The following is a 17441-nucleotide window of genomic DNA, read 5'->3' as shown; positions in this document are numbered from 1 at the left end:
CTATACTCCTGGACCTAGCGTTGTATTGAGTCTGATTTGTTTTTAACTGAGGCTTCATGCCAATTGATTGGCACTTCTTTATTAGCGCTCAATTGTGGAGCCGGACGATTCGATGGGCACGACTGTCCATCAATCGGATCATCAAAACGAATCTCCTTGTCTTCCCACTCTTTATCAATCGCTTCCAAAGTATCCTCGGCTTGCTCTTTGGCTACCGTTTCCTGAATTTCTTTGCGGTCTACTTGAGCGCCCGAAATGATCAGTAAACTTCTGAACAGGACTGAAAACTCTGATTCACGCTTATCAAGGCGTTCTTCTAGTAGTGCAAAAATGTGTGCAACGTCTGCCAGCCATTCGCGTGCATAAAGGTCATCTTGTTCTGATAAAAACTCCAGGAACAAAGAGATGTAATCAGGCATTTGACGAGAGTCGAGCTCAAAGCCTTTGGATTTATACATTTCCAAAAGATCGACCATGGCCTGGCCACGATCACGTGACTCACCATGCACATGTTCAAAAATCAATAACGAAACATAACGCCCACGCTCGAACAAACCATCGTAGTTGGCTTGTAGATCATAGATATCGGCAACTCTTTGCTGCTCAATTAAGGCAATGATTCTTTCGCGTACTTCAGGTGGCAGATGGGTGGTTGAAGCAGTTGCTTCAACCAGTGCATCAGAGTTATCAAGTAAGCTTTGAGTTGGGTAGTCCAATAAGCGAGATATAACTTTCAAAATTTTCATTGGTCATTCTCCCAGATTTGTACGGTTTTAATGATGTCACGCTGGGTGATTTTCTTAGCACCAAACATGTTGACGTCGTTATTACCGGAACTACAGCCGTTACCAAAGCTAAAGCCACAACCATTACGTTCTTCATAGGCTTCTGGAATGTTTAACTCGCGGTGGCCAGTTGGTATCACGAAACGATCTTCGTAATTTGCAATGGCCAGATAACGATACATTTCTTCAACCTGTTTTTTGGTCAATGAAACATCTTCCAGTACATCGAGATCCTCAACACCTTCTACCTGTTGCGAGCGCTTGTATGCACGCATTGCCAGGAGGCGTTTTAGGGCAAGAATTACTGGTTTTTCATCGCCGGCAGTTAGCAGGTTAGCCAGATATTTAACTGGAATACGCAACGATTCCACATCAGGTATCACGCCTGACTTACCGACATAACCGATATGCCCTGCTTCGGCTGCAGACTGAATTGGGCTCAAAGATGGCACATACCAAACCATAGGTAAGGTTCTGTACTCTGGGTGTAATGGCAACGCCAATTTCCACTCAACCGCCATTTTGTAGACCGGCGATGCCTGAGCAGCTTTAATGACTGAGTCAGCGACGCCATCTTTACGAGCTTGCTTGATAACTTCTGGATCATTAGGGTCAAGGAAGATTTCCAGCTGCTTTTGATAGAGATCTGTTTCAGAAGCTGTTGATGCGACTTCTTCAATCTTATCTGCGTCATAAAGCAAGACACCTAAGTAACGGATTCGACCAACACAGGTTTCCGAACATACCGTTGGCATTCCAGCTTCAATCCGTGGGTAACAGAAAATACATTTTTCTGATTTACCGGTTTTCCAATTGTAGTAAATTTTCTTATAGGGGCAGCCACTGATACACATGCGCCAGCCACGACACTTTTCCTGATCGATCAGAACAATGCCATCTTCTTCGCGCTTATAGATAGCACCAGAAGGACATGAAGCCACACAGGTTGGGTTCAAGCAGTGCTCACACAGGCGTGGTAAATACATCATGAATGTATTTTCATATTGTCCGTATATTTCTTTTTGAACGTTGTCGAAATTTTTATCTTTACTGCGTTTTTCAAACTCAGTACCAAGAATTTCTTCCCAGTTTGGTCCCCATTCAATTTTCTCCATTCGCTTGCCTGAAATTAGCGAGCGTGGCCGTGCTGTTGGCTGATGCTCAGACTCTTTGGCGGTATGCAAATGTTGGTAGTCAAAATCAAACGGCTCGTAGTAGTCGTCAATTTCTGGCAAATCGGGGTTAGCAAATATGTTGGCTAAAATACGGAACTTGCCACCAATTTTAGGGCGGATACTGCCGTTGGATTTACGCACCCAACCGCCATTCCATTTGTCCTGGTTTTCCCACTCTTTCGGATAGCCAATGCCTGGCTTGGTTTCAACATTATTAAACCAGGCATATTCCATTCCTTCCCGAGAAGTCCAAACATTTTTACAGGTTATCGAACAGGTATGGCAACCAATACATTTATCAAGATTAAGGACCATACCCACTTGTGCACGAATTTTCATTACTGGCTCCTATACTTCATCAGGTAGTGGTTGAGGATGAACATCGCCGTCTGGCCCATCGAGCCAGTCAACCTTGTCCATTTTTCTAACGACAACAAACTCATCACGGTTACAACCGACAGTACCGTAATAGTTGAAGCCATAGGATTGCTGTGCATAACCACCAATCATATGAGTTGGCTTTAGGACAACACGGGTTACTGAGTTATGGTGACCACCACGGGTTCCGGTCATTTCAGAGCCAGGCACATTCACGATGCGTTCTTGAGCGTGATACATCATCACCATGCCTTGTTTGACCCTTTGGCTTACTACGGCACGACAAGCAATGGCACCGTTTGCATTGAACACTTCAACCCAGTCGTTGTCTTCAATTCCGGCCTCTTTTGCATCAAGCTCACTCAACCAGATGATCGGACCGCCACGCGACAGAGTCAGCATCAACAGGTTGTCAGAGTAGGTACTGTGAATGCCCCATTTCTGGTGTGGTGTAATCCAGTTAAGAACAATTTCCTTATTGCCATTTGGCTTCTTGTCTTTCACGTATTCAATAGTTTTAGTATTGATAGGTGGACGGTACGAAACCATTTGCTCGCCAAAGGCTTGCATCCAGAGATGATCCTGATAGAACTGTTGACGACCAGTGATGGTTCGCCATGGTATAAACTCATGAACATTGGTGTAGCCAGCGTTATAACTGACATGCTCATCTTCAAGTCCCGACCAGGTTGGCGACGAAATGATCTTACGTGGTTGTGCCTGAATATCTCGGAATCGAATTTTCTCTTCGTGTTTTGGCAATGCTAAATGAGTATGATCAAGACCTGTAAACTCACCTAGTGCAGCCCAGGCTTTGACGGCAACATTTCCGTTAGTTTCTGGAGCGAGAGATAGCACCACTTCAGCAGCATCAATCGCTGTTTCAATTTGCGGTTGACCTTCGCTGACGCCTTCATCAAGAACGGTGTGGTTTAATTGACGCAGGAATTCAACTTCTTCGTCAGTATTCCAGCCAATACCTTTACCGCCGTTACCCAGTTTTTCAAGCAATGGGCCCAGCGAAGTAAACTTCTTGTAGGTATTGGGATAATCACGCTCAACTACCATCATGTTCGGCGCTGTTTTACCGGGGATAAGTTCGCACTCGCCCTTCTTCCAGTCTTTAACATCAGACTGCGCCAACTCGCCTGCGGTATCGTGCAGAATGGGTACTGTGACCAAATCTTTTTCGATGCCCAACTCGCCTTCTGCGACTTCAGAGAACTTTTTAGCAATACCTTTGTAAATATCCCAATCAGAGCGAGCTTCCCAGGCTGGGTCAACGGCTGTTGATAACGGATGTATAAAGGGGTGCATGTCTGATGTATTCAAATCGTCTTTTTCATACCAACAAGCGGTTGGCAAAACGATGTCTGAATACAGACAGGTTGAGGACATTCTGAAGTCCAGGGTAACCACAAGATCCAGTTTTCCTTTGGGGCCTTCTTCAACCCAGTCAGCCTCTTCAGGTTTAAAACCACCACGGGTGCCTAAGTCTTCATTCATTAAGCCGTTTTTAGTGCCTAATAAATACTTGAGCATATACTCATGGCCTTTGCCTGAAGAGCCTAATAAATTGGAACGCCATACAAACAGATTACGCGGGAAGTTTTTAGGATCATCAGGCGCTTCACTGGCAAAGCGTAAGTTACCATTTTTCAACTCTTGCACTACGTAGTCTTTTGGATCCATGCCCGCAGCTTCCGCATCTCGGGTAATCTGCAATGGGTTACGATCCAGTTGTGGTGCAGATGGTAACCAGCCCATCCGTTCAGCTTTAATGTTGTAGTCCAACATATGTTCTGGGTATTGAGACTTATCAGCCAGCGGCGATAAAACTTCGTGGATGCTGACTTTCTCATGACGCCATTGCGAACTGTGGTTATAGAAGAATGAAGTGGAGTTCATTTGACGTGGCGGACGACTCCAATCGAGACCAAAGGCCAGAGGCAACCAGCCTGTTTGTGGACGTAATTTTTCCTGACCTACATAGTGAGCCCAGCCGCCGCCTGATTGACCAACGCAGCCACACATCATCAGCATGTTAATCAAACCACGGTAGTTCATATCCATGTGATACCAGTGATTCATTGCCGCACCGACAATAATCATGGCCTTACCCTTGGTTTTATGAGCTGTGTCAGCAAACTCGCGTGCAATACGAATGACTTTGTCGCGCTTAACGCCGGTGATCTTTTCTTGCCATGCTGGAGTAAATGGAATGTCATAGTCAAAACTGGAAGCAACGTTTTCGCCACCCAGTCCGCGGTCGATACCATAGTTAGCAATCATCAGATCATATACGGTGGCTACTTTAACGGTTCTGCCATCAGCGAGGGTAATGGTTTTGCAAGGAACATTACGATTAAGAACTTCGTTATGTTCGCAAGAAACCCAATATTGATTGGTTTTATCTGAAGCGAAATGAGGGAAAGATACCGATGCAACATCATTACCAATAAGCGATAACTGAAGCTTGACGTCTTTACCTTCCTTGCCTTCTTTATCTTGAATATTCCATTTGCCCTTCTCACCCCATCGATAACCGATAGAGCCCAGTGGAGAAACCAGTTCATCGGTATTCTCATCATAAGCAATGGTTTTCCATTCAGGGTTATTGTCCTGACCTAAACTATCGACCAGATCCGATGCGCGTAAAAATTTACCTGCGGTATAGCCACCTTTTTCATAATCATCTAACACTACCAGCATTGGCATGTCAGTGTAGCGGCGAACATAGTCGGTAAAATATTCACTTGGGTTTTCCAAGTGGAATTCTTTCAAGATGACATGGCCAAAAGCCATTCCTAAAGCAGCATCAGTACCCTGCTTCGGATTGAGCCACTCATCGGTTAGCTTAGACACTTCTGCGTAGTCTGGGGTAATTGATACTGTCTTGGCACCTTTATAACGAACCTCAGTAAAGAAGTGCGCATCCGGTGTCCGTGTTTGTGGAACGTTAGAGCCCCAGGCAATAATATAATTGGAGTTATACCAGTCGGCAGATTCAGGTACGTCAGTTTGCTCGCCCCAGGTCATTGGCGATGCTGGAGGCAGGTCACAATACCAATCATAGAAGCTCATACAGACGCCACCAATCAGGGATAAGTAACGCGAGCCTGCTGCATAAGAGACCATAGACATCGCTGGAATCGGTGAAAAGCCAACAATTCGATCAGGTCCATATTGTTTTGCGGTATAAACATTCGAAGCGGCGATAATTTCATTAACTTCGTCCCAGCTTGAACGAATGAAACCACCCAGTCCGCGTTTTGTTTTGTAGCTTTCCGCTTTTTCAGGATCTTCAACAATGGACTGCCAAGCCTCTACGGGAGACATGGTCAATCGCGCTTCACGCCACAGTTTCAATAAAGGCTTACGCACCTTGGGATACTTAAGGCGGTTTGCACTGTATAGGTACCAAGAATAGCTAGCTCCACGTGGACAGCCTCGTGGTTCGTGATTTGGAAGATCAGGACGCGTTCTAGGGTAATCCGTTTGCTGGGTTTCCCAGGTAACCAAGCCATTTTTTACATAAATCTTCCAGCTGCATGAACCGGTACAATTAACGCCATGCGTTGAACGAACAATCTTGTCATGCTGCCAACGTTGTCGATAGCTATTTTCCCAAGCGCGGCTTTCGTTGGTCACTTCGCCGTGACCATTCGAAAACTCGCTTTGTTTTTTCTTAAAAAACTGTAAGCGATCAAGGAATTGACTCATATTACTCTCCCATCTGATCTGTTATTTAAATTCATAAAAGTAGTCATAATTAAAGTGGTCATAGTTAAATTCTTCATTACCGATTAAGGGTTATAAAACTCACCGTTCTTTCTCAGGTAAAACCACCAGTTAACGAATAAGCAGACCGCGTAAAATATGGCAAAACCTATCAGTGCATATTCTGGTGTGGTCGCTTGAATCTGTTCACCGAAGACTTTAGGGATGTAGAAAGCGCCATAAGCTGCAACGGCTGAGGTCCAGCCAAGTACCGGGCCTGCCTGCTCTTTCGGAAATACCATTGCGATGGTACGGAAGGTAGAACCGTTACCAATACCTGTAGCTGCAAAAAGGATTAGGAACAGAATAAAGAACGGAATGAAGAACTCTTCCGGACTCGCAGAGCCATAGGCAGCTTTCATGTAATAGGCCACGCCAAGTGCACTGGCAACCATAATCAGCGAGCAAATTTGAGTGACTAAAGCGCCACCGACCTTGTCAGAAATCCAACCACCAACTGGACGAATCAGAGCACCAATAAAAGGGCCCATCCAGGCATACATTAGTGCGCTTGGCCCATTGGTATTAATCGTATCGTGGGTCATAACACCATCGACCATGATATGGCTGTAGCCAAAGATAACTTTAATAGCGAGTGGGAAAGCAGCTGCAAAACCAATAAAGGAACCAAAAGTCATGGTGTAAATAACACTCATCACCCAGGTATGTTTGTTATTGAAAATTTTGTACTGACGGTTAAGACTTGTGCGAATCTGCCCCGGTAATGCTTTGAGTAAAAACACCGTTGCAGTGATAACCAAAACCAGGACTATTTCTTTTGGCACACCAAAGCCAGAACCATTAGCGCTTTGAGGCAACATCAACCATAAACCAGCCGTTGCGGTGATAAAGCCAATCAGCAGCATGAAAGTGATTTTGCCAAAGGCTGACATAGGATTACCTATGTCCGGCGACACTTCCTGGGTCTTAATGTTGTTCATACCAAACCAAGCTGCAAAGGCAAGAGGAACGAGTAACAATAACCATACGAAGCCAGCATTTTGAATCCAGGTTTCAGAGCCTGCTTCAATTTTCCCAATTAGAGTTCCGCTTGAACTGACCAAAGTCATTGGATCGCCACCCATGGCTCCAAATGCTCCAAAGGTCATAAATAGAGGAACCAAAATTTGCATTGAGGTGACACCAAAGTTGCCCAATCCAGCATTCAAGCCCAAAGCTAAACCTTGCTGCTTTTTCGGAAAGAAGAAGCTGATGTTAGACATTGATGAAGCAAAGTTACCGCCACCCAGGCCGGATAAAAGAGCTAATAGTTGGAACATCCACAGCGGGGTATCTTTATCCTGTAGCGCAATACCGGTTCCAACTGCTGGAATCATCAGCAATGCAGTCGTAAAGAAAATGGTGTTACGGCCACCACACAGTCGAATGAAGAAACTGCTGGGTATGCGTAAAGTTGCACCGGTTAATCCAGAAATGGCCATCAAAGTAAATAACTCTGACTTTTCAAAGGGGAAACCAAGGTTCAGCATTTGAACCGTGATGATTCCCCAATATAGCCAGACTGCAAAACCACACAGCAGGCTTGGAATTGAAATCCAAAGGTTTCGGTTAGCAACCTTCTTACCTTCGGACTCCCAAAACTTAGGATCTTCTACATCCCATTTTTTTAAGTCAGCCATTGTTTTCTCCAATAAGTACTCGTTAAATTCGTTAGAACGATATGCCTCGTTGCCAAGGCATACTCTTTACATCAATTCTCTTTACAATATTTCGCTTTCTTTCTTCTGTTGAACAATCGCGTAGTTCATCCAGACCATGCAGATAGCAACCAGAATGAATAGCAGCATGAAACAAGAACTACGAACGTTGGTATAGTCTGATAAAAGACCGAAAAAGATGGGCAAAGTGAATCCACCCAGACCACCTATAACGCCTACCATGCCGCCGACTGACCCCATATTGTTGGGGTAATAGTCATGAATGATTCGATATACGCTGGCTTTACCGAAGCCCTGTGCAATACCGACCACAAAAACTAATGCAGTGAAAATCCAAATGTTTAAACCAATGTCGAAGCTAAAGTCCCCTTCGATACCTTTAACCAGTAACGTTGTTTGGGGATAAGAAAGGAAGAAAAGACATGCAATTGAAATCCAGAACACCCACCAGTTAACTTTACGCGCCCCAACTTTATCGGAAGCATACCCACCGGCAGCACGAATTACTCCAGATGGTAAAGTGAATAACATGGTGATGAAGGATGCAGTTTTAAGATCTAAACCGTATTCACCGACGTAATATTTTGGCAGCCATAAAGCCAGAGCAACAAAACCACCAAACACAAAATAATAGTAGAGCCCAAAACGCCAAACACGGAGTTCTTTAAGTGGCGCTAACTGATCTTTTAATGAAATGTGCTGTCCTGTTCTGGCTCGCTCCATTTGCTTCGGATCGTTAAAAGTAAAAAACCAGAAAACGATAGCCATCACCAGCATCGCAATTGAGTACACCTTAGGCACCATTTGCCATCCAGCAGCTACAACAATCATTGGCGCGACTAAGTTGGTAATAGCAGCACCAGCATTACCGGCACCGAAGATACCCATTGCAGTACCCTGCTTATCTTTTTCGAACCAGGCAGAGGTATAGGCAATACCAATTGCAAATGATCCGCCGGCTAAACCCACAAATAGTCCTGCCACCAGGTATTGCCAATATTCATGTGCAAATGCCAGGCCATAAGTTGCTCCGGCAACTAACAGCATTTGAATGAAAAAGACGATACGTCCACCGTAGCGATCAGTTAGGATGCCCAATGGCAATCGCGTAATGGAGCCTGTCAAAATTGGTGTTGCGACCAGAATACCGAACTCGGTGTCAGTTAGCCCAAGCTCTTGCTTAATCTTGATGCCGATAATTGAGAACATGGTCCACACCGCAAAGTTAAATGCGAATGCGACCGTACTCATGGACAAAACAGAATATTGTTTTTGTTTGTGCGTTAGCATTGAGAGCCTCCTCATCTTTATTTCAAGATGAAGATACTCCCCCTCTTTGACCATCTATTTGATCGAGATCAATAAGCCACTCTCCCGAACAATTACTATATTTGAAAACTACCACCTAAGTAGTATAAGCACGATCGATTTAACCTATTGATAAATTTAGAAAACTTTAAATTATGCTTGCGCAAGGTAACAAAATTTCTAACCTTAGGTTCTTAAGTGGTACTACTCAACGAAAGGCTAAGACGTTGCTTAAAAAGACGATAAAAGACAACACGGTCAATTACACCTCCTTAGTAACTAGAGCGGGTTCTGTAATGGCTATCATTGTCGCCCTGGCATTAGCCAGCTTAATTAGTTCGATGTTTGTTTCCGAGAGCCTGGATGGTGATGCTGCACAGATCAATCTTGCCGGTTCACTTAGAATGCAATCTATTCGTTTATCCAGGGCACTTACAGCAGAGCAAAATGATTTAGAAATATTAAATGCAACTTCGGGAACTGACGAGATCCGTGAATTTGAACGTAGACTCAGCATATTGCTAAGCCATGGTTTAATTGCAAACGGTGAAAATAAAAGGATTATAGAAATTCATAAAGTGCTTGAGCAGCAGTGGTTGGCCATTAAATCACAAGTAAACACCAATCCAGCGATATTTAAAAATAATTATATTTTGATCGATAACTTCGTCGATACAATTGACCGTCTAGTATCGGTTCTGCAAAGTGAATCGGAGCGCAAGATTCGTATTCTTAGAATGATTCAAGGTAGTGCACTCTTCTTAACACTGTTAACAGCCTTTATTGCACTTTATCGTATCAATCGAAGTATTGTTCAGCCGATGAATAACCTGGTGGCAGCAGCAAAAGAAGCATCAAAAGGTAACTTTAATGTACGAGTTAGCGACACCTCTAATGATGAAATTGGTCTACTCGGTACTACTTTTAATGAGATGTCTAAGCGACTACAGATCATCCATAACCATCTTGAGGAAAAAGTTTTAGAAAAAACAACCAAGTTGGAGAAAAGTAATAAGTCATTGGAGTTGCTTTACCAAACTTCCCATAATCTGGTCAGGGCCAATAGCAGACGTGACTTTGAAAACTTATTAGGTCAGGTAGAACAAACGATAGGTAATGGACAGGTGATATTATGCCTTGATCAAAAGGTAGAAAATACACACCATAGGATTCCCATCAGTCAGCACGATCTACCAAAAAATTGCGACCAGGTTCATTGTAATGGTTGTCGAATATCAAATAGATTCAGGCACTCCTTTAGCATCACCAAACAAGATAAGAACTATGGTTCACTTCAGTATTTCTCTAATAAAGAAAATCCGGAACAATGGGTTCAAAACCTTTTGCAAGCTATTGCTGACAACATAGCTGTTGCAATCAGTCTTGACCAAAAAAGAGCACAGGAAAACCTACTGCTTCTAATGGAAGAGCGTGCTGTCATTGCCCGAGAGTTGCATGACTCCCTCGCACAATCACTGTCCTTTTTGAAGCTTCAAACGTCATTGCTCAGTAGGCAGCTTGATAAAAATCTTGAGCGACGAACAATAGAAATAACCATTGACGATCTAAAAGATGGTTTAAACAATGCTTATCGACAATTGAGAGAGTTGCTAACAACCTTCCGGCTACAAATTGAGGAGCCTTCTTTAGAAAGCGCGCTCAAAGGTACCGTCGCTGAATTTAGTACCAAATGTGGTTATGAGGTAGAGCTTGATTACTCAATTACCAATCAAACCTTGACCTCCAATCAACAAATTCATGTGTTACAGATAGTGCGTGAGGCTTTATCTAATGTTCAGAGGCATGCTCAAGCAAGTCAGGCCTGGGTCAGATTATTTATCCAAGATGGAAAGGTACATGTCGAAGTTATTGATAATGGTGTTGGCATACCAAATGAAATGCCCGAAGGCACCCACTATGGTTTATCCATTATGAATGAACGCGCTGCATCTTTAAGTGCCAATATTGATATACGCAAAGTGCAACCGCAAGGCACCAAAGTTGAAATGACTTTAGAGCCACAAACTAACACTATAGAAGGCATACGATGAAACAGAACAATATTTCCATCATGCTCGTTGATGACCACCCGTTGTTACGTAAAGGTGTTGTTCAACTGATTGATCTTGAGGATAACCTGGAGGTTGTTGCTGAAGCGAATAATGGAGAAGATGCTGTTAAACGTGCACTTGAGTTAGACCCCGATCTGATCATGCTGGATCTTAATATGAAGGGGTTGAATGGCGTTGAGACATTAAAGGCCATTAAGCAGACAGGTGTTAAAGCAAAAGTTATTATGTTCACAGTATCCGACGCAGAGGCCGATGTTCTACAGGCTCTTAAGGCGGGTGTTGACGGGTATATTCTTAAAGACTCCGAACCTGAAGAGTTGATTGACTATATTAATAAATCCATGCAGGGAGAGCTGGTGATAAGCGCACCATTGACCCAAATTCTAGCAAAGTCATTTCGTCCTAAAGCCGAAAAGGAAGAACTTCTTGAAGCACTAACCAATCGGGAATCGCAAATTTTACGCTATATTTCGCAAGGCGATAGCAACAAGGTTATTGCACGAAAACTAGATATTGCAGAAAGCACGGTTAAAGTGCATGTTAAACATTTGCTGAAAAAGATTAACCTCCGATCTCGAATCGAAGCGGCATTGTTCGCGGTTGAGAATAAATTGTTTTGATGGCAACTTAGCCAATACTGAATTCGCTCTAAGCACAGGATGGGTGCAGGAAACCCATCCTGTAACATTACATTAAACCTCGGTAAAGCTAAAAAGAACTAATTGAAAGGGATGAACTCTATTGAGTCCCCAGCACTAACAACGGTATTAACAGGAATACGAGCAAAACCATTACTCCAGCTACTTGAGGATAATACTCCAGAACTTTGATTGGGATACTTATCTAACCAAATTTCACCTTCTTTCTCGAAGGTTTTGACATATAAATATTGCTCGCGGGGAGCTGCTTTACTGATCGAAAAGGCTACCTTGGCAGTCAACTGATTGGAATATTTTTCATTGCAACCTTGAAAGGCTTTTAGATAAGGCTTCGCAATCACATTAAATGTCGCAAACACTGCTGAAGGATTCCCGGGCAGACCTATAAAAGGAGTGCTTTTGACGTAACCAAAAGCAAATGGCTTGCCTGGTTTTATTGCAATTTTCCACAAATCCAGTCGACCAAGCTTTTCAACACTGGTTTTTACATAATCTTCTTCGCCAACTGAAACTCCGCCGCTGGTTATAATACAATCAGCGTTCTCAGAGGCATCGGTAAGCGCCTGTTGAATTTTTACTTCATCATCCTCAATGGTGCCGCAATCATAAATCTCACAACCTAATGACTGTAATAAACCGATAAGCGTGTAATGATTGGAGTTATAAATTTGTCCTGCTTCAATGGGTTTACCGGGTTCAACCAACTCATTGCCAGTTGAGATCACAGCAACGATCAATTTGCGATAGACAGGAACCTGCTGAATGCCGACCGATGCCAACAATCCAAGCTCTTGTGCTCGTAATTCTTTGCCAGCATTAAGAATAGCAGAATCAGCTGCAATATCCTGACCTTTGGGACGGATGTTCTGCTGCTCACTAACGAACTCAGGAAACGTTACCCAAATGCCATCAGTATGTTCAGAAACTTCGCACTGCTCCTGCATTACCACTGAATTACAATTTGCTGGTACTGGCGCACCCGTGAAAATTCGAGCACAAGTTCCCTCTTCCAAAGGTTGATCAGCTGGATCGCCAGCAATAATACGCTGGCTGACTCGCAATGGCTGACCAGTTTTTAAAGAATCAGTATGAACGGCATAACCATCCATAGCACTGTTATCAAAGCCCGGAACATTAATGTGTGAAAATTGCTCTTTGCCTAGAACTCGCCCCAATGCCTCATTTAAAGTTACCGTTTCGTATTCCTGAATCGGCTTTACGCTTTCCAGCAATGTTTCAATCGCTTGATTAACGGGCATTAAACCTGGAGCATCACAGCAACTCATGAGCGCGTCTCACAGACTTGCAAGCGCCCCGCTTCATCGGCTTGCTGAATTTCCAGGTGCTCTACAAAATTGCAGGGACGGTGACTGTTATCAAGCTGCTCTTCAAGAATCTGATACCAGGCTGTTCGGCACGCGTTAGGGGAACCGGGCATACAAACAATGAGAGTACGATTGGCTAAACCCGCCAAGGCTCTGGACTGAACAGTTGATGTGCCTATATCTCCATAAGAGATGTGTCTGAATAATTCTCCAAAACCATCAACCATTTTGTCTAGTAATGGACTGATAGCCTGAGGGGTATTATCTCGTGCAGTAAATCCTGTACCGCCTGTGATTAATACCACCTGCACTTCTTCATCAGCAATCCATTGTGATACCACTGCGCGCAATTGATATATATCATCCTTTACAATTTTTTTATGGGCTAACAGATGACCTGCATCGGTCAAACCTTTAATCAGCGTTTTGCCAGAAGTATCTGTTTCTTCAGTGCGAGTATCACTGACTGTCAGCACAGAAATGTTTAAAGGAATAAAGGGCTTAGGCTGTTTATTGTGAGAATTCATGGAAAAATACCGGTTAAAGTTTGTTGTATCATAGAAGATCGTTACTCTGCCTAACTTGACAAAGATCAATAAAATTCGCTTTTCAAACATCCATTTCGTTCGGTCCTTAACAAGAAATCTGATTATTGGGTTGCAAGAATTTTTATGCGATACTTCCATCACTTAAAATAGACAAGATGCAGCCATGCTTACCGAACAAGAGCTCATTCACTATAGTCGCCACATTATCTTGCCTCAGATAGATGAAGATGGTCAGGAAAAAATTAAGCAATCCAAAGTCCTTGTGATTGGTATGGGTGGCTTGGGTGCTCCTGTGGCTATGTATTTAGCTGCGGCTGGTGTTGGCCATCTCTATATTGCTGATCACGATCAAGTTGAGCGTTCAAATCTACAGAGACAAATAGTCCATAACCTTGGGAGTATTGGTCTGAATAAAGTGGATTCCGCTAAGGCTACTCTTGAGTCACTGAACCCTTGGATTCAAGTCACCACTCTTCCTCTGAAAATCAAAGACAAAGATTTAGATGAATTACTCAGTCAGGTCGATGTGGTTGTTGATTGCTGCGATAATTTTGAAACGCGCTTTGCTGTTAATCGTGCAGCTGTGAAGCATAAGAAGCCACTAGTTTCAGGTGCGGCTATACGATTTGAAGGACAACTTGCCGTTTTCAATTACACCGATGTCTCACCTTGCTATCAGTGCTTGTATCAACCGGATATTCAGCTTGATGAAAACTGCCTGGATCAGGGAGTCCTTTCACCTGTTGTCGGTACCATTGGCACTCTACAGGCTACTGAAGTATTAAAAATACTAACAGGGGCAGGCAAAGTCTCTGATGGTCAACTGTTGATATACGATGCGCTCAATGGTGACTTTAGTAAAATAAAAGTCACCAAAGATATTAACTGCCCTATTTGTAGTTTGTAATATTGCTAATACGAAACACTTATTAAAAAACCTGAACTGAGATCCACATTAGCAGTAACTAGAATCATCCCCCATTAATTAATAAATGCACCCAGATACTGGCTGCGTAGCCTAAAGCAATGACTGGTGTCCACTTGAGATGTGTCATGAAAGTGTAGTGGCCTCGGGCTTGACCCATCAGTGCGATACCTGCTGCTGAACCAACAGATAGTAAGCTACCGCCTACGCCCGCCGTTAATGTGACCAGTAGCCATTGTGCATGTGACATGTCGGGTTGCATGGTCAGCACTGCGAACATAACAGGGATGTTGTCGACTATAGATGACAGAATGCCAACGAGTATGTTGGCTGGAGTTGCACCAAGCTCACCGTACATGTAGCTCGATGCCATACCTAAATAACCTAAAAACCCTAAACCACCCACAGCAAGTATCACGCCATAGAAGAAGAATAAAGTGTCCCACTCTGCTTGCGCGATGCGGTCGAAGATATCATATGGTCTTTGCGATGATACACTGGTTGGATTTTCTTCAGTTTCTTTTTTGTGTTTTCTACGCAGGAAGAATCCATAGAATTTCAAGAAACCAAGGCCGAGCATCATGCCGATGGCTGGTGGTAAATGTAAGAAGTTATGGAATGAAATGGCTGTGATGATAGTAACCAGGAAAAGGCCAACTATCACTAAACCGCCCTGCTTGATTTGCGCATGACTGCCCTCTTCAATTGCATCAGGTTTCCCCTTCATGATGGCAAATTGCATGATCAATGCTGGCACCAGGAAGTTGACTACTGACGGTAAAAACAGCGCGAAGAACTCTGAGAACTCTACCATGCCCTTTTGCCAGACCATCAAGGTTGTGATGTCACCGAATGGACTGAATGCGCCACCTGCATTAGCGGCGACAACGATATTAATACAGCTGACGCCGACGAATTTTGCATGGCCATTTCCGACCGCCAGAACCACTGAACACATGATCAATGCTGTGGTTAAGTTATCCGCAATGGGTGAGATAAAGAAGGCAAGAATACCAGTCATCCAGAACAGCTGTTTGTAAGTAAATCCTTTGTTGACCAGCCAGTCGCGCAGAGCATCGAAGACATCTCGTTCGATCATGGCGTTAATGTAGGTCATGGCAACGAGCAAGAAGAAGAATAACTCAGCGTACTCCAGGAAGTTATGACGAATACCCTCTTCGGCTAATGAAGATAATCCATGTTGTTTATAGACAATACCAATCACCAGCCAGATCAAACCTGCAGCGATTAAAATTGGCTTAGATTTTCTTAAGTGGATTTTTTCTTCGAATATGACCAGAGAATACGCCACAACGAAGATGGCGATGGCCACAAAACCTACCCAATGCTGGGTTAAATCAAGTGTGTTTCCGGTTGAAGATTCTGATGCAAGCAATTGAAAAGGAAGGAATAAACCGATAAGTGCAACTAATATGGCTGGGGTTTTCACGACGTTTACTTCATCTGTGCTAAGGAAAAGTGGCGCAATTATAATCAGCTTTTATTCATCGACATAGATTTAAATCAATGTTTTTCGATATTTATTGTATGGGGTGTGATTAGTTTTACTGATAGCGTAAGTCTGTTCTGCTCTACGCGTCCTCAAGCCTTAGTGCGTTTGATTTATCAAGTCACGTGGGTATAGTGGTAATTGAGCACAGCATTAACTAAGGGATGGATATGTCAAAGGTTCGATCTGGGGGATTAGTTTTGTTTCTCGGGGTACTTCTGGTATCACCTGGTGAAGCGAGTGCGGATGACGAGGAAGTTGATGTCAAGTTGGGCGGTGCTATCAGGCTCAACTACGGTTGGAAAGATTACGATAATGATAGTGATGGTCAGTTTGATTTTGAGCTGTTTGCTGTTGACGTTGATATTATCAAAGGCAAATGGTTCGTAGATTCTCAATTCCGGTTTTACCAAGATTTCAACGCTGTTCACCATGCTGAAGTGGGTTATCAGTTCGATGATTCTAATCGATTGGCGGTTGGCGTTTCGCAGGTACCTTTCGGTATCAGTCCTTATGCTTCTCACGGTTTCTGGTTCGGTGGTACTTATTATCTGGGCTTCGAAGATGATTATGATTCGGGAGTAAAATGGACTCATACCTCCGGTGATTGGACGTTCGACACAGCCTACTTCTTTAATAGTGAATATGACAACTCGGCGCGTTATGGGCGTTACTCCTTTGATATCGCCAGCACCGAAGACCGCGATAATAAAGAGGATGGTCAGGCCAACGTTAGAGTGCAATATCAACTAGGTGACCATGTTATTGGCGGTTCTCTGCAAGCGGGAAAGATTCGTAATCAAACCACTAATGACACTGGTAACCACACTGCTGCCGCAGTTCATTTTGATGGCCGCTTTGACAGTTGGAACTTGCAGCTACAGCATATTTATTACGACTTCGATACAGCTCCCGGTTTGCAAAATACCGACCATCGAATTGCCATGTCTGCCTTTGATTTCCCATTCGAAATTGCTACAGAGGCCAATGTCACCAGCTTTAATCTTGCGAAAAGTTTTGATGTTGGCAATGAGTTCGTCGATAAGGTCGTTTGCTATAACGATTTTACCTACACTTCAACCAGTAACAAGCCAGGGCTAACTGACTCGATTCAGAATGTCACAGGTTGCACCTTAATTAAGGAGGGACTTTATACCTACATTGACTGGATAGCCGGCAAAAACATGTGGTTTGCCGGAGGGCCTGGGATAGGAGTCTATGACGGGCCTGAAAAATGGCATTCACGTTTAAATATTAATATCGGTTATTACTTTTAATACTCATCCATAGGGGGATT

At 43.5% G+C, this 17441-nt stretch carries 12 protein-coding genes; 4 read left to right on the top strand and 8 right to left on the bottom strand.

What is annotated here, in order from left to right; all coding sequences use genetic code 11:
* Positions 1–14: 14 nt before the first annotated feature.
* From narJ to ACN0VI_RS08030, 5 genes are all read right to left on the bottom strand, one after another.
* Complete coding sequence (narJ, locus tag ACN0VI_RS08050; RefSeq protein ID WP_417446382.1) at positions 15–746, bottom strand: nitrate reductase molybdenum cofactor assembly chaperone; 732 nt, start codon at positions 744–746, stop codon at positions 15–17.
* Positions 743–2299 (bottom strand): nitrate reductase subunit beta, encoded by a 1557-nt coding sequence (gene narH, locus ACN0VI_RS08045; protein ID WP_331892798.1) that lies wholly within the window; start codon positions 2297–2299, stop codon positions 743–745. The genes narJ and narH overlap by 4 nt, the downstream gene beginning before the upstream one ends.
* Before the next feature lie 9 nt (positions 2300–2308).
* A complete protein-coding gene (locus ACN0VI_RS08040; RefSeq protein ID WP_417446381.1) occupies positions 2309–6061 on the bottom strand; it encodes a nitrate reductase subunit alpha in 3753 nt (1250 codons plus the stop codon).
* A gap of 83 nt (positions 6062–6144) precedes the next feature.
* Positions 6145–7758: an MFS transporter gene (locus tag ACN0VI_RS08035; protein WP_417446380.1), complete on the bottom strand. Its 1614-nt coding sequence runs from the start codon at positions 7756–7758 to the stop codon at positions 6145–6147.
* An 81-nt stretch (positions 7759–7839) separates the two neighbouring features.
* Positions 7840–9087 carry a nitrate/nitrite transporter gene (locus ACN0VI_RS08030; RefSeq protein WP_331892803.1) on the bottom strand — a complete coding sequence of 416 codons (1248 nt, stop codon included), beginning with the start codon at positions 9085–9087 and terminating at the stop codon, positions 7840–7842.
* Between the two features lie 314 nt (positions 9088–9401).
* On the opposite strand from ACN0VI_RS08030, the gene ACN0VI_RS08025 reads away from it, so the two are divergent.
* Positions 9402–11156 carry a HAMP domain-containing protein gene (locus ACN0VI_RS08025; protein WP_417446379.1) on the top strand — a complete coding sequence of 585 codons (1755 nt, stop codon included), beginning with the start codon at positions 9402–9404 and terminating at the stop codon, positions 11154–11156.
* On the top strand, positions 11153–11797 hold the full coding sequence (gene narL / locus ACN0VI_RS08020; protein ID WP_417446378.1) for a two-component system response regulator NarL: 645 nt from the start codon (positions 11153–11155) through the stop codon (positions 11795–11797). Before ACN0VI_RS08025 ends, narL begins: the two co-directional genes overlap by 4 nt.
* A 98-nt stretch (positions 11798–11895) precedes the next feature.
* On the opposite strand, the gene glp is transcribed toward narL, so the two are convergent.
* Together glp and moaB are read right to left on the bottom strand one after the other, a co-directional pair.
* On the bottom strand, positions 11896–13122 hold the full coding sequence (gene glp / locus ACN0VI_RS08015) for a gephyrin-like molybdotransferase Glp (RefSeq protein ID WP_417446377.1): 1227 nt from the start codon (positions 13120–13122) through the stop codon (positions 11896–11898).
* Complete coding sequence (moaB, locus tag ACN0VI_RS08010; RefSeq protein WP_417446376.1) at positions 13119–13688, bottom strand: molybdenum cofactor biosynthesis protein B; 570 nt, start codon at positions 13686–13688, stop codon at positions 13119–13121. Before moaB ends, glp begins: the two co-directional genes overlap by 4 nt.
* Before the next feature lie 184 nt (positions 13689–13872).
* Here moaB and ACN0VI_RS08005 point away from each other — a divergent pair, with 184 nt between their 5' ends.
* Positions 13873–14616 carry a HesA/MoeB/ThiF family protein gene (locus ACN0VI_RS08005; protein WP_417446375.1) on the top strand — a complete coding sequence of 248 codons (744 nt, stop codon included), beginning with the start codon at positions 13873–13875 and terminating at the stop codon, positions 14614–14616.
* Positions 14617–14680: 64 nt separating this feature from the next.
* On the opposite strand, the gene nhaD is transcribed toward ACN0VI_RS08005, so the two are convergent.
* Positions 14681–16084 (bottom strand): sodium:proton antiporter NhaD, encoded by a 1404-nt coding sequence (gene nhaD, locus ACN0VI_RS08000; protein WP_417446374.1) that lies wholly within the window; start codon positions 16082–16084, stop codon positions 14681–14683.
* A gap of 230 nt (positions 16085–16314) precedes the next feature.
* On the opposite strand from nhaD, the gene ACN0VI_RS07995 reads away from it, so the two are divergent.
* Positions 16315–17421, top strand: a complete 1107-nt coding sequence (locus ACN0VI_RS07995) for a hypothetical protein (protein ID WP_417446373.1) — start codon at positions 16315–16317, stop codon at positions 17419–17421.
* Positions 17422–17441 lie beyond the last annotated feature (20 nt).

It is taken from the genome of Kangiella sp. (assembly GCF_048265365.1).
In the GTDB taxonomy this organism is placed as follows: Bacteria; Pseudomonadota; Gammaproteobacteria; order Enterobacterales; family Kangiellaceae; genus Kangiella.
The sequence above is the reverse complement of the archived record's forward strand: the minus strand, read 5'-3'. Positions and strand labels throughout refer to the sequence as shown.

Excerpts from the sequence above, each read along its gene's own strand:
- moaB (WP_417446376.1), bottom strand. The coding sequence starts at position 13,688 with ATGAATTCTCACAATAAACAGCCTAAGCCCTTTATTCCTTTAAACATT.
- ACN0VI_RS08040 (WP_417446381.1), bottom strand. The coding sequence starts at position 6,061 with ATGAGTCAATTCCTTGATCGCTTACAGTTTTTTAAGAAAAAACAAAGC.
- narJ (WP_417446382.1), bottom strand. The coding sequence starts at position 746 with ATGAAAATTTTGAAAGTTATATCTCGCTTATTGGACTACCCAACTCAA.
- glp (WP_417446377.1), bottom strand. The coding sequence starts at position 13,122 with ATGAGTTGCTGTGATGCTCCAGGTTTAATGCCCGTTAATCAAGCGATT.
- ACN0VI_RS07995 (WP_417446373.1), top strand. The coding sequence starts at position 16,315 with ATGTCAAAGGTTCGATCTGGGGGATTAGTTTTGTTTCTCGGGGTACTT.
- ACN0VI_RS08035 (WP_417446380.1), bottom strand. The coding sequence starts at position 7,758 with ATGGCTGACTTAAAAAAATGGGATGTAGAAGATCCTAAGTTTTGGGAG.
- narL (WP_417446378.1), top strand. The coding sequence starts at position 11,153 with ATGAAACAGAACAATATTTCCATCATGCTCGTTGATGACCACCCGTTG.
- narH (WP_331892798.1), bottom strand. The coding sequence starts at position 2,299 with ATGAAAATTCGTGCACAAGTGGGTATGGTCCTTAATCTTGATAAATGT.
- ACN0VI_RS08030 (WP_331892803.1), bottom strand. The coding sequence starts at position 9,087 with ATGCTAACGCACAAACAAAAACAATATTCTGTTTTGTCCATGAGTACG.
- ACN0VI_RS08025 (WP_417446379.1), top strand. The coding sequence starts at position 9,402 with ATGGCTATCATTGTCGCCCTGGCATTAGCCAGCTTAATTAGTTCGATG.
- ACN0VI_RS08005 (WP_417446375.1), top strand. The coding sequence starts at position 13,873 with ATGCTTACCGAACAAGAGCTCATTCACTATAGTCGCCACATTATCTTG.